This window comes from Bacillus cereus group sp. BceL291 (assembly GCF_051776705.1).
GTDB lineage: Bacteria > Bacillota > Bacilli > Bacillales > Bacillaceae_G > Bacillus_A > Bacillus_A cereus.
On the sequence record NZ_JBPWAP010000009.1, the window covers coordinates 52,999 to 64,751 of the forward strand.

An 11,753-nucleotide genomic window follows, 5' to 3' on the forward strand; every position below is an offset into this window, starting at 1 on the left:
AACATTAAGAAAATGAAATGTTTAAAGGGGAGAAGAGCCTTGCAAAAGAAATTTATCAATCCAGAAACGATGCCACCAACTTTTGGATACTCGCATGTAGTCGAAGTTACAAACGCTAAACGAACAATTTACATATCTGGACAAGTAGCGATTAACACTGACGGTCAAATAGTTGGAATTGACGATTTAGCTACACAAACGCGACAAGTATTCGAAAATATTAAAAGTGCATTGGAAACTTCGGAATTAAAATTTAATGATGTAGTCAAATTAACATTTTTCTTAACAGATATTTCTCAAATGGCCATTGTGAGAAATATTCGAGATCAATACATTGATACTAATAATCCACCAGCAAGTTCAGCTGTAGAAGTTAGAAAGTTAATTAACGATAACTTATTAATTGAAATCGAAGCAATCGCTGTAGCAAACTAGTTATAAAAAAATATTCGTCATCATAATACAATTCGTTTAATCTGTTCATTTTAAACGAATTGTATTTTTATTATTTAAAATCTAATTTATATCCGAAAATATTATTATCAATAGCTAATAAAGCGAATAAATACATAACCAATCACACATTACTAATTCGGTGGAAAAGGGGATCATAATAAACACAACTAAAACTTAGTAAGTTTATTACTTTTTTACAGTTAACATAATATATATTATAGGCAGTTATAGAAACAAAGCGATATCAGGTATCAAAAACCAAGTAAACTATACTTAATGAGACGAAACAGAGATTTTTAGTGAGATTTACACAAAATCTTATCTAAACGAATTTCTACAGTTTTTATCATTTATTTTGCTATAAATCCATCACAGCAAATTCAAATCAATAATCAATTAAGAATTATCGAATCAAAAACATTTTTGATCGACAAGAAATTTTTTATACAGAAAAATTATTTCTATACAAAATTTAAATTATTATATTCATTTTATGTTTTACTTTATGAATTTGTTGCTATTTACACACGTTTTATAACTTTAGATTATTTGTTGTTATTTCTGTTATTTAGGCTTGACTTTCATTACACCCATTGTTTTTTTATTCTAGTTAACATAACGCTTATTTTTAACATAAAAAAATCCTCCTCACCTTCAGGAAGATTTTTTGTTTGCTATTATTTTATTTATATCCTCTAGTAACAATCCCAATTGTAAATGACATTGGAAAAATCTAGATTTAACAAATCTTCCTTACGTATAAAGAAATTAGCAACGCCAGAATCTCCCCACATAATATTTAATGAATCGTCTGTATCGATTTGCAATAATAATATATCATGTTGTTGGTATTTTTCTTCCCACTCTCTCGGATCTGTCTGTGTGAAAAATGGATAACCACCAATTTTATGCCCTTGATCTTTACATAAATCATCATACAGTTCGCCTAATTCTGTATTATTTTCTTCATCAACAATTTCTTCCCAATCAATGTTATCACTAAAAATCATTTCAAATCGATAATCTCTTGGTGTTACTGGTTGATAAGCTAACTCAAAATTCAGTTTTGCTGCTTCAGGTATGATAAAGTCCTCTAATTCTAAGGTGTTTAAATAACTAAAATCAGTAATAACCTTATTTAAATCTTCTATAATTGTAGAATGATAAATAATTCGAAAGTCTTTTTGGATTGTTGGATGATCAAAATCTGCTCCGTAAAGCTCATCATCAGCACTTACGAAAAACTGTAACATTCCCTTTTGAGGCATATATTCAACATGCGGAATTTCTTCAAAGTTTAACTGTGCAAGTAACATCATAGGTAGTCCGTTTGAATCTTTAGGATGCTCTTGATCTATAGGTAAATACGGATAACCACCAAACTTACTTTCAAAAAGCGTTGTCTCTGCTAATGTTCCAGACACATTAATACACGGTTTTACACTTTCTTCTAAAATACTACGATACTGTTCTAGCTCTTTTGGAATTTGAAGTTGATACGTATTCTTCATCACATTTGCCTCCCTTTAGTAATGAATTGAAAATGCCTTACTTAATTATATAGCAAGAAATAGCTTCGTGAAAAATTGTTAAAAGTCCGTTTTCACCCTCGTTTTTTGCGCACTTGGTGGACAAAGTAAATTATGTTCTAAAACCTTTTTATTAATAGTTCGAATTAAATCCGCTGCTTCTGCCGTATTTGTATTTTCTTTTAGTCTTTCTTTTAAATCGTCAATTTCTTTTGAAAGCTCAATCCACCTAGGCAAAACATGATTATTTGCTAAAGTTCTATAAAGTTGCTTTTCAGGATTGTAAGAAAGATCTTTATCGAGATTAAGAGGTTTACCTTTACCAGGTAAATTATCAAATGACCCTTTCTTTTCTGCCTCTTTAACGATAGAACTAATATGATCCTCATACGTATAGGACCAAACTTTTTCATCTTTTACTAAAATCTCTTGCTTTTTTAGTTTTTTATCTAGTTCTTCTTGATTCATAGCTTCTCTCTCCTTTTTATTTTTTAGTGTCGTTTTTGTAAATTCCAATGCCCTTAATCCTTCGAATAGCTTTTCTCGCCACCACACGCTACCATGATCGCCTTGAAACTCTTCATAAGTAATTTGGTATTCCTTTTCTTTTAAAGCTTTATACAGACGTCTATTAGCCGTTAAAAGAGGTTTGTTTTCAAGTTCTCCTACTGCTATGTAAGAATAGAGATGAGTCGCATTAGAATCTATTGATTAAATTTGATTTTCAATCCAAGGAATTTGATTTTCAATCCAAGGAATTTGATTTTCATAATCATCTTTTTTCCAATGTATGGATCCAGACATTGACAACACATTTCCGAAAACATGTGGATTTTGAAGTGTTGCATAAAAAGCTGCTAAGCCACCAAGACTGAAACCAGCAATTGTTGTATGTTTTGTTTCTTGATGCACACGATACTTCGCCTGAATTCACGGAAGTAATTCCTCCTTGAAAAATACATTCATTTTATCGTTATAAGTTAGCTCTTCTAATCGATCGACAGGATCTATAGCAACAGCAATACAAGATGGGATTTCATTTTTGTAAATTAAATAATTAAGTGTTTTTGCGATTGGAAGGTTATGAATGAATGAATGAATGAATTCCCATCAAATACAATGAAAAGTTCTTGAAGATGTGAAGTGTGAGAATAATCATGAGGCGTATAAATATGAATTTTACGTGTGTTATTTAAAATCGAACTATAAAAAGAATATGTTTCAATCTTTCCGGATGGATAATCATTTGAAGGAAAACGACTGCTATACTGCACGTCCATACCTATTTTTAACACAGACGCTTTATTGGTACCTTCTCCATCACCTCTCTTTCTCCTTTGTAGTATTCTATATGTAGTTTTTTCATTAGAATCCCTATATAAAAGTAGTCGTAAGTTATGTGTTTAGAGAAGTTATTGATTAGAAAGATGATCAATTGCTTGAATAGAAAGTTCCAATGATTTTATTCTTCTTTCTAACAGTGTTCTTTGAGGACTCCCAAGCTTTGACTTAACATAAATCTTTTCAATTGATGGCAACAAACCAATTAGAACATTTCGAGCGTCTGCTAAATCCTCTTGGGTGTAATGATGGGTTTCTTGATTCCAAATACTTTCTAACATAGCTAAGCCGATACTAGCTGCTTTGAGTCTTTTTTTCACTAATGTAGTATTTGCACCTTTTTGAGTCATCTGAGATAGTGCATTTTCAAGTTTACGGATTGTTGACTGTAAAGACTGTATAGATTCTACTTTATCTACATTTGATACGTTTTCCATATTAAACCTGTCCCTTCTTCGTTTCTAAATTAGTTTTCTTGATATTTGATAATACCATTTAGAAGCGAATTTTACTTGAAATATTTGAGTTGGACATGAATTGAAAGGAAAACAGCTAACAAGCTTTTATCTCCTCCCTCTTACATATTCTATATGTACTTCTTTTTTCTCGTTAAAATACCTACATGGACAAGGTGTTAATATTGTATATTTTATGAACAAAAAACGTACAAGCAGCATCACTTGTACGTTTTAATTTTTATTCAGTAAGATAATAAAGTAATAGCTTACGGGTCTTTTCATAATTCATGAAATCTCTATATAAAATGGGATAATTCATAATCTCTGTTTCTAGAAAACGATATTGCGGAAACCACTCAAAAAACGATTTTCTTAGCCACTTAATTTGATTAAACACAATCTCCTGTTCATTATTATTAAGCACGTAACTTAAAGTACCTGCTGTATGCATCCAATAATAATTTAAATCAGCGCTTATACAATCATCTTCTGTAAACGTATTATTAAAATCTTTTCTTATTTTTCGAATGTCACAATTCGGAAACGGTTTATACAGTGGACTAGGCATGTTCTGCAATTCATTAAAAATAACCTTTTTACCTACCACCCCTTTATTTCTCTAGCCAATTTAATAAGTTTTCATAATGATATTGAGCATCGATATACCCAAGATTATATAAATTAACGAGCTTTTCCTTATTTCTTTCTATTCCGCTTATAGGAAGCTGTACACTTGGTTGAATTACATAAAAATTATCTTTTTGTTCTTCTTGATTCATATAAGATATCGTCTCGTTATAAAAACGATAATGGTCTACTAAATTCTCTGCGATTTTCGGATATTTTCTATATAGAATTTTAGCTAGACCAGAAAATTTATTTCGCTGCTTCTCGTATCCTTCTGGCTTTGTCATGATTACAACGTTCTTTTCATAACCATCAGTTTGAGCTTTTAAAACTGGTATAGGATCTATAATTCCTCCATCTAGTAATTTTCGATTATCATATTCTACAGCAGGTGCTATAAACGGCACAGAGCTGGATGCACGGATGATTTTTAAAATATCATTTCCATGTTCTGTTTTATTATAATAAACAGCTTGTCCTGATTCGCAATCAGTCGTCCCTATAACAAATTGTTCATTACAGTTTAAGAAAGTTTGAAAATCAAATGGAACAATTTTATTAGGTACTTCATCAAATAAAAAGTCCATTCCAAATAATTCACGTTTTCGAATTAAATTTCGATAAGATATATACCTGTAATCTGATACTAGCTCTGTATTTACTTTCTTATTTCTCCCTTGTTGACGCGACAAATAGGTTGCTCCCATACAGGCTCCAGCTGATACGCCGACTACATATGGAAAGAATAAGTTCTTTTCCATGAAATATTCGAGTACACCTGCAGTATATAAACCTTTCATTCCTCCGCCCTCTAATACTAAACCGATATTCTTCATTCTATATCCCTCTGCTTCTTTTTTCTTAATTTCATATTAGCATAAGATTTTAAGATGAGGTTATATAAACTAATTACAACAATAACCAGAAACTACTAAAGTAATGTGATAATATCTTTGTGAGTAACATGTTACAATATAAGTAATTCATTCCACATATATTAAAGGAGGAATTTAATATGGGTTTATTTAGCGGTATTTTAGGAAATGCATCAAATACGAGTTCTGAAAGTGTAGAACGTGATTTAGAGAAGATTATGCTAGACGATGAAAAAGTAGAGCATGCTTATAAATTAATTCGTGATCTAATCGTATTTACAAATCGTCGTCTTATATTAGTAGATAAACAAGGAGTAACTGGCAAAAAAACAGAATACCATTCTATTCCTTATAAAAGTATTACACAATATAGCATCGAAACGGCTGGGCATTTTGATTTAGATGCAGAACTTAAAATTTGGGTGTCTAGTATGGAGGAACCAATTACGAAAGAATTTAAAGGTGACGATAGTATTTTAAGCATTCAAAAAGCGCTAGTAACCTTTACGACAAAGTAGTGTTTTTGTATCTTTATTCATTTTAGAAATTACTAACCCGATTATTTTGGAAGAACATACATTATTTTTGTATATTTAATCTAAAATAACATAAAAAGGTAAAGCGTATTTTAAATGCTTTACCTTTCTTTTTTGTAATAAACAAGTGTAGTTTTATCATTTAATTTCTTTATTACTTCTGTTCTTTTATACCCCATTTTCTCGTATAGAAAACAATTTCTTTCTTCTTCTAAAATCGTAGCAAGTTCAAAACTTCGTGCTTCTGGAAACATTTCTTCAATTAAAATAAGTACCTTCTGAGCAATTCCTTTCCCTTGATAGATTTGATGAATAAACATTGGACTAATCCAAAATTTATAAGGTAGTTCTTTTGCGGATATACATATCGCTCCAACAAGTTTCGAATCTATTATCACCTTATAAAAATTACTGCTGGGATTATTTATTCTAAAAATAGTTTTTTCAATAGTTTCATTTGCTGGATTTGTTTCATAGTCTTTATATTTATGTAATAAAGAGCTAAATGAGTCTATTTGCATTTGAAATATAACTTCTGCATCAGTTTCTGTCACCTTTTCTAATATAATCTCCATGTTACCAATTTAGACGCTTTCTTAAAGAAGTAATATGAGCGGTATGGTGACGACCATGCCATGCATATAGTCCTATTGCAACAGCAAGTTTTGTTTCACCAGTTTCAGGATGGTTAAATGTCTTTTCTAAATCTTCAATTTCTAGAGAATATAAAAGATTAACCCATCTTTTATGTAATGAATCTAGCATTACTAGTGAAACATCTACCGGTAATTTTGAATCAGGTAACTCTGCCCACTTCTCTTCTTTATACGGCTTAATAGTTGGATTCTTTTCTGTCAGTGCTAATTTAAAGCGTATGTAGCTATTCATATGGCTATCAACGACGTGATGAACTACTTGACGTACAGTCCAACCTCCAACGCGATATGGTGTATCTAACTGCTTCTGATCTAAATCTTTAATTGCCTTTGTTAGTTCATTAGGTAAATCTTCAATTTCTTGAATCCATGTATCAATCATTTCTTCAGTTATAGGACGTTTGTATGTAAATTGGCCAATTGGATAACGTAAATCATTCATGAATAAGTCCTCCTTATTATAAGTGCGAAGTATTTCTCCAAATATAGTGTACAAACTTCACATGTTCTCCATTTAATTCTACAGATGTTATATCTGATTCGTTTTGATAAGAAGAAAATCCGCTTTTTTCTAGTACAATTTGTGATGCGAGATTATTAGTCGTTGTTTTAGCATGAACTTCAGTAATTTCATTATTTTTCGCTACATCTAAAATTAATTTTACGGCTGCTGTTGCAACTCCTTTTTTAGTGAATTTTTCTCCGACACGATACCCGAGCGAACTAATTCGAGTTTCCGTATCTATATCTACTAAATTGATTCGCCCTACAATTTCTTTTTCTTCATTACGAATTAAATAAAAATAAGAATCTCCATCTGCCTGTTCTATTAATAAATCGTCTAGTAGTTTTTGGAAATATTCAAATTCAAAATATTTCGAGCCACGATTTGGTACCATTGTTTCAAAAAAAGATTTATTTGTAAGTTCAAACGTAAATAAATCCTTAGCATCTTGTTTCTTTAGTTGCTCTATGTATATTTCCATCCCGTATTCTCCTTCTTGATTTACTAACTGTTATACATTCTTTTTTAATCAATTATATTCCTGCTATTTCTTTCGATTAAGTAATACAGATAGTAGCACTTTCGGATGAAAGAGATGAAATGGACTACGAATTAAATTCATCACTCGTACTAACCGAATATAAACATCAGAATTACTTGCGGATAGTCGATATATTTGCTTCGTATACCATAGTTGAAATTTTTGTTTTGTAGTTAATTCTCTCTTTAGTTGCGGGTGACGTGATATTTCTGTTGTTGTCATATCCCAAGGGGTTTCTATTATAGTAGCTGCCTTTTTATAAAATTGTTGTGTAAATGTTTTATCAAGTTGTTTTCTATCGTGCAAAAGTAATTGCAATTGGTGAGCCTCCATAGCAGCAACTGATACGCCTTGGCCGAAAACGGGATCAAAACGACATTGCGCATCTCCAATAACTAATAATCCTTCTGGTACATTATTCACTAAATCAAATCGCCGGCGTACTTGATAAGGAATTTTGTATGTCTTTATATCAGTAATTCCCTCAGCCTTATTTAAGAAGTCTGTAACATTAGAAATTGATAGATTTTCAGCAAAATCATAAAACTCATCATCTGTTTGTGGTGCTTTCTCATTTGCGTATCCACTAAAAGTAACAAAATAACGATTATCTTCTATCGTTTGAATAAGAACGCCATAAGGGTTATCAGGGAAACTAGGAGACATTAGCATATTACAACAGTCTAACTCCTCATTTTCTTTAAGTTTGAACATTTTCGTTGCGTAAAATAAATCAATACGAACTTTCTCTTCTTGTACTTTAATTTCGTATTCTCGTAGCCACTCTATACTTTTTGAGCCAAATCCACTCGCATCAACTACAAGATCCGCATGAACTTCTTCTTGTGTGTTTGTCTCTAAATATTTAACTTTTACTCCACACACTTTGTTAAGCTTTGCATCTACCAATAACCCTTTAACCAATGTTTCATATTTAATAGTAATATTTGAAATTTGATGTATTCGTTTTTGAATATGCCATTCTAGCAAAGGACGACTTTGTTGAATCATATGTACTTCCCCTATGAACGGTTGTTTCCATAGACCGAATTGATGCCATTTCAAATCACGCGTAAAGTTGTTTATAATACTACCCGCTTCTATTAATTCGTTCGTAATATTAGGAAACAATTCTTCAATTGCGTTTTCTCCACCTTTTAATAACACGTGAGGATGATTACTTTGTGGAACTCTTTTTCTCAAAGACTTTCCATCCCATCTTTCACCAGCTTCTATAATGATTACTTCTTTAAAAGAAGTTGATAATGCTTTTGCTGCAAACTTTCCTGCCATACTTCCACCAATAACGATAGCCTTATTAAACATATTTTCCCCCTTAATAAAAAGAGATCCTGCCTTGTATGAATGAAACAGGATCTTAAACTAATTAACTTCTTTATCATTATACTTAAAATACATCAGTAAATTGCAACATTAAAATTAAAATACCTAATCCCCATACGTAATACGCGAATACTTTTAAGGAGTGACGTTTTAAATATTGAATCATCCATGAAACGGCTATGTATCCAAAAAACGCTGCTGATAACGTTCCGACAATTAAAGATGTACTAGAAATAGATTCTGCTTTCCCTTGAAAAACGTCTACAAATTGCAAAATGATAGCTCCAACGATGGCTGGTGTCGATAGTAAAAAAGAAAAGTACGCAGCAGTTTCACGGTCTAATTTTCTCCATAATGCAGCGACAATTGTCATTCCAGAACGGGAAATGGCTGGAAAAATAGCAGCAGCTTGAAATGAACCGATAATTAATGCGTCTTTATATGTTATGTCATCCATTTTTTTACGACCATTCTTTTGTTTATCTGCCATGTAGAGAAAGAATCCGGTCACTAAAAACTCCCAACCGATCGTGATTCCTGTTTTTGAAATATCTTCAAAGAAGTCTTTAAACAATAAACCAATTACAACTGCGGGTATTGTCCCAACGATAAGTAATAACATGAGCTTTGAAAATGGGTTTTTAATTAAATATATAAATTCTTTTTTGTAATAAATAAAAACCGCAAGTAAAGTCCCAATATGCAGCATCGTATCTAAAAATAAGCCAGCCTCATCTAATCGGAACAAATGCCTTCCTAAATAAAGATGTCCGGTACTACTGATTGGTAAAAATTCTGTTAAACCTTGAATTATACCTAGTATGAAAGCTTCTAACCAATTCATGATGGTCTCCTTTCTCTTTTGCTTGTACCAATATATGAGGGTTAAATTTTCGATATGAAAAAAACTATATTTCTCTATGAATTTACTTTTTATTTATGGATATATATGTAAAGAGGGTTAAGGAGGGTTATTATGTGGAAGCACACAAAATTCGGTAATGTATTACTTTGGGTGGGCCCTATCCTTGTATTTTTAGGACTATGTATGACAAATGTTATTTCAGATATTCCTTTCTTTGAGGGAAAACATAAAACGGTTGGTATTGTACTTATATTTATAGGTGTAATCTGTTTTGTTGCTGCTAATCATTTGAAAAAAGGAGAAAGATATGAAGAATAAATCTAAATAAAAAACAATCCTTGCATATTAGCTAGGATTGTTTTTTATTAATGTTGATTATTTGTAGAATACTTTATCAACGTTATATTTCGCTTTGTATTCATTAATGATATATGTTTCGTAAATTTCTCTTTCTGTTGGATCTTCTACGATACATGCATCAATGCGGTATACCTCATCACGGTGGTTTTTAATTGGTGAAACATTATCTTCAAAATGCTTCTTAATACGTTGTCTAATTTTACGAGCTTTACCTACGAAAAGAAGTTCGTCATTAATATTGTAAAACATAAAAATGCCGCCTTTATCTCTAGGGAACAAGTGGAAATCGATAAATCCATTAAATGGAGTAATGATTGGCTCGTCTCCTTTAATAACTTGTTTACGTTCAGTAATTGAAACATCAGCTTCAGGAATATTAATTTTAATCAAGTTCATTCACGTCCTCTTTTATTATAAAGATAAATAATAGCATACATAAGTAAGAAAAGCTATGTTCAGAGGCATATTTCATTTTATAATTCAAATATTATAGGTGTATCATGTAAACTTTTCTTCCAAATCATATGATCACTGGATTCTCCCCAGTAATCTTTCAATACATAGCTAGGTTTTCCAAACTTTTTCATCCATATACTTTGCGCATTTTTATATCCACTATCTAAACAATATTCTGTTATCCCTCTGCTAAGTAATGTAAGAAACATTGTATGTAGTAATAAACTCCCTATTCCCTTTCTCTGATACTCCGGAAGTATGAATACAGTTCCTATTTCATACAAATTTTTAAGTACACCACCTGTACAACTATTAATCAATGTACTTGCTGGACCGATTTCGATTGTTCCAATGATTTTATCGTTACTTGTATCAATTGCTAATAAAAAGTAACGACTTTCTCCGTTACTATCAAAGTCACTTTTCAAATACTGCTTTTTTGAGTTAATTTCATTTTCTATGTCATCTAATAATTGTGACAATCCTTCATCTTTGTATGTATTCGTAATAACTATACGGAAAAATAAATATAGTTCATCTACATCATTCAAATTCGGTCTTCTAACTGCAACGTTAGTCATGAATTCAATCTCCAATCCTCATTATGCCATTGTCAATACAACACTTTATATAATCTATTCATCATTATTCTGCAAAAACCTGCATAAATCCAACAGTATAGAAAGCTCATTATAAATATTGATAAAATAATTTTTATATCCATAGTTGTATGAACAGCAGGACCAAGTACCGGAAAGTGGAAAACATCGAGAACGATCATAATACCTATAAGTAGACAAGTTGCTGAAAAAGAAACAATCCAAATTCTCCTCTTTAATTTTAAAAAGGATACTCCTAAGGCTAGACCTAATAAGCCTGTAGTAAAAGGAAAGACAATTAGTTCACTGGGCTCAATAATAAATAATAGAAAAATAGTAAGAATATAAGAAAGTATTCCCTCACGAATAGAATAGAAAATAGCAAAAAAAATCGGTAATGTCGAAAATGGACTAATGAGCAAACCTATACCAGGAACTAAGTTTCCAGCTGCTTGAAACATGGTGGCCAATGCACTCATCAAAGCTGTAAGTACTAACTTATTCGCAAGGGACAATTTTCTTTTATGAACAAAGCTCGTATCATGTTCTATCATCAGTTGATACCAATAACGTACAAACCAATTCATTAAAATACCCCCTAAAGA

Annotated in this window: 16 protein-coding genes and 1 pseudogene; 3 read left to right on the top strand and 14 right to left on the bottom strand. The window is 31.3% G+C overall.

All coding sequences use genetic code 11. From position 1 onward, the window contains the following. Positions 1-39: 39 nt before the first annotated feature. On the top strand, positions 40-435 hold the full coding sequence (locus ACS2CR_RS09105) for a RidA family protein (RefSeq protein WP_001169714.1): 396 nt from the start codon (positions 40-42) through the stop codon (positions 433-435). Between the two features lie 716 nt (positions 436-1,151). On the opposite strand, the gene ACS2CR_RS09110 is transcribed toward ACS2CR_RS09105, so the two are convergent. From ACS2CR_RS09110 to ACS2CR_RS09135, 6 genes and pseudogenes are all read right to left on the bottom strand, one after another. Then, positions 1,152-1,967 (bottom strand): YwqG family protein, encoded by an 816-nt coding sequence (locus tag ACS2CR_RS09110; RefSeq protein ID WP_053513115.1) that lies wholly within the window; start codon positions 1,965-1,967, stop codon positions 1,152-1,154. A 78-nt stretch (positions 1,968-2,045) separates the two neighbouring features. After that, complete coding sequence (locus tag ACS2CR_RS09115) at positions 2,046-2,453, bottom strand: DUF1992 domain-containing protein (RefSeq protein ID WP_002101039.1); 408 nt, start codon at positions 2,451-2,453, stop codon at positions 2,046-2,048. A 24-nt stretch (positions 2,454-2,477) separates the two neighbouring features. Beyond that, a pseudogene (locus tag ACS2CR_RS09120) lies at positions 2,478-3,304 on the bottom strand (alpha/beta hydrolase); the annotation flags it as partial. Positions 3,305-3,397: 93 nt separating this feature from the next. After that, positions 3,398-3,763 (bottom strand): hypothetical protein, encoded by a 366-nt coding sequence (locus tag ACS2CR_RS09125; RefSeq protein ID WP_000432685.1) that lies wholly within the window; start codon positions 3,761-3,763, stop codon positions 3,398-3,400. Between the two features lie 259 nt (positions 3,764-4,022). After that, the gene (locus ACS2CR_RS09130) at positions 4,023-4,352 is read right to left on the bottom strand and encodes a YxiJ-like family protein (RefSeq protein WP_053513133.1); all 330 of its coding nucleotides are present in this window, start codon (positions 4,350-4,352) and stop codon (positions 4,023-4,025) included. A 43-nt stretch (positions 4,353-4,395) separates the two neighbouring features. Then, positions 4,396-5,247, bottom strand: coding sequence for a patatin-like phospholipase family protein (locus tag ACS2CR_RS09135; RefSeq protein WP_000789291.1), 852 nt, complete (start codon positions 5,245-5,247; stop codon positions 4,396-4,398). Positions 5,248-5,426: 179 nt separating this feature from the next. On the opposite strand from ACS2CR_RS09135, the gene ACS2CR_RS09140 reads away from it, so the two are divergent. Next, on the top strand, positions 5,427-5,804 hold the full coding sequence (locus ACS2CR_RS09140; protein WP_000522476.1) for a PH domain-containing protein: 378 nt from the start codon (positions 5,427-5,429) through the stop codon (positions 5,802-5,804). A 119-nt stretch (positions 5,805-5,923) separates the two neighbouring features. On the opposite strand, the gene ACS2CR_RS09145 is transcribed toward ACS2CR_RS09140, so the two are convergent. The 5 genes from ACS2CR_RS09145 to ACS2CR_RS09165 all read right to left on the bottom strand — a co-directional run bounded on the left by ACS2CR_RS09145 (position 5,924) and on the right by ACS2CR_RS09165 (position 9,712). Then, positions 5,924-6,397 carry a GNAT family N-acetyltransferase gene (locus ACS2CR_RS09145; RefSeq protein WP_053513117.1) on the bottom strand — a complete coding sequence of 158 codons (474 nt, stop codon included), beginning with the start codon at positions 6,395-6,397 and terminating at the stop codon, positions 5,924-5,926. A 1-nt stretch (position 6,398) separates the two neighbouring features. Then, positions 6,399-6,920, bottom strand: a complete 522-nt coding sequence (locus ACS2CR_RS09150) for a YfiT family bacillithiol transferase (RefSeq protein WP_000999070.1) — start codon at positions 6,918-6,920, stop codon at positions 6,399-6,401. A 16-nt stretch (positions 6,921-6,936) separates the two neighbouring features. Further along, positions 6,937-7,464, bottom strand: a complete 528-nt coding sequence (locus ACS2CR_RS09155; protein WP_000409242.1) for a GNAT family N-acetyltransferase — start codon at positions 7,462-7,464, stop codon at positions 6,937-6,939. Positions 7,465-7,527: 63 nt separating this feature from the next. Then, on the bottom strand, positions 7,528-8,850 hold the full coding sequence (locus tag ACS2CR_RS09160) for an FAD-dependent oxidoreductase (protein ID WP_053513119.1): 1,323 nt from the start codon (positions 8,848-8,850) through the stop codon (positions 7,528-7,530). A gap of 82 nt (positions 8,851-8,932) precedes the next feature. Continuing rightward, entirely contained in the window at positions 8,933-9,712 is a 780-nt protein-coding gene (locus tag ACS2CR_RS09165; protein WP_001104298.1) for an undecaprenyl-diphosphate phosphatase, read from the bottom strand. Between the two features lie 132 nt (positions 9,713-9,844). On the opposite strand from ACS2CR_RS09165, the gene ACS2CR_RS09170 reads away from it, so the two are divergent. Continuing rightward, positions 9,845-10,051 carry a hypothetical protein gene (locus ACS2CR_RS09170; RefSeq protein ID WP_000265477.1) on the top strand — a complete coding sequence of 69 codons (207 nt, stop codon included), beginning with the start codon at positions 9,845-9,847 and terminating at the stop codon, positions 10,049-10,051. 57 nt (positions 10,052-10,108) lie between these two features. On the opposite strand, the gene ACS2CR_RS09175 is transcribed toward ACS2CR_RS09170, so the two are convergent. The 3 genes from ACS2CR_RS09175 to ACS2CR_RS09185 all read right to left on the bottom strand — a co-directional run bounded on the left by ACS2CR_RS09175 (position 10,109) and on the right by ACS2CR_RS09185 (position 11,735). Then, complete coding sequence (locus ACS2CR_RS09175) at positions 10,109-10,489, bottom strand: nucleotide excision repair endonuclease (protein WP_153602616.1); 381 nt, start codon at positions 10,487-10,489, stop codon at positions 10,109-10,111. A gap of 77 nt (positions 10,490-10,566) precedes the next feature. Continuing rightward, positions 10,567-11,130, bottom strand: a complete 564-nt coding sequence (locus ACS2CR_RS09180; RefSeq protein WP_000185958.1) for a GNAT family N-acetyltransferase — start codon at positions 11,128-11,130, stop codon at positions 10,567-10,569. Positions 11,131-11,162: 32 nt separating this feature from the next. Then, on the bottom strand, positions 11,163-11,735 hold the full coding sequence (locus tag ACS2CR_RS09185) for a hypothetical protein (RefSeq protein WP_001103993.1): 573 nt from the start codon (positions 11,733-11,735) through the stop codon (positions 11,163-11,165). Positions 11,736-11,753 lie beyond the last annotated feature (18 nt).

Coding starts and splice junctions, on each gene's coding strand:
- ACS2CR_RS09180 (WP_000185958.1), bottom strand. CDS start 11,130: ATGACTAACGTTGCAGTTAGAAGACCGAATTTGAATGATGTAGATGAA.
- ACS2CR_RS09135 (WP_000789291.1), bottom strand. CDS start 5,247: ATGAAGAATATCGGTTTAGTATTAGAGGGCGGAGGAATGAAAGGTTTA.
- ACS2CR_RS09185 (WP_001103993.1), bottom strand. CDS start 11,735: ATGAATTGGTTTGTACGTTATTGGTATCAACTGATGATAGAACATGAT.
- ACS2CR_RS09150 (WP_000999070.1), bottom strand. CDS start 6,920: ATGAATGATTTACGTTATCCAATTGGCCAATTTACATACAAACGTCCT.
- ACS2CR_RS09130 (WP_053513133.1), bottom strand. CDS start 4,352: ATGCCTAGTCCACTGTATAAACCGTTTCCGAATTGTGACATTCGAAAA.
- ACS2CR_RS09110 (WP_053513115.1), bottom strand. CDS start 1,967: ATGAAGAATACGTATCAACTTCAAATTCCAAAAGAGCTAGAACAGTAT.
- ACS2CR_RS09115 (WP_002101039.1), bottom strand. CDS start 2,453: ATGAATCAAGAAGAACTAGATAAAAAACTAAAAAAGCAAGAGATTTTA.
- ACS2CR_RS09160 (WP_053513119.1), bottom strand. CDS start 8,850: ATGTTTAATAAGGCTATCGTTATTGGTGGAAGTATGGCAGGAAAGTTT.
- ACS2CR_RS09175 (WP_153602616.1), bottom strand. CDS start 10,489: ATGAACTTGATTAAAATTAATATTCCTGAAGCTGATGTTTCAATTACT.
- ACS2CR_RS09145 (WP_053513117.1), bottom strand. CDS start 6,397: ATGGAGATTATATTAGAAAAGGTGACAGAAACTGATGCAGAAGTTATA.
- ACS2CR_RS09125 (WP_000432685.1), bottom strand. CDS start 3,763: ATGGAAAACGTATCAAATGTAGATAAAGTAGAATCTATACAGTCTTTA.
- ACS2CR_RS09140 (WP_000522476.1), top strand. CDS start 5,427: ATGGGTTTATTTAGCGGTATTTTAGGAAATGCATCAAATACGAGTTCT.
- ACS2CR_RS09155 (WP_000409242.1), bottom strand. CDS start 7,464: ATGGAAATATACATAGAGCAACTAAAGAAACAAGATGCTAAGGATTTA.
- ACS2CR_RS09165 (WP_001104298.1), bottom strand. CDS start 9,712: ATGAATTGGTTAGAAGCTTTCATACTAGGTATAATTCAAGGTTTAACA.
- ACS2CR_RS09170 (WP_000265477.1), top strand. CDS start 9,845: ATGTGGAAGCACACAAAATTCGGTAATGTATTACTTTGGGTGGGCCCT.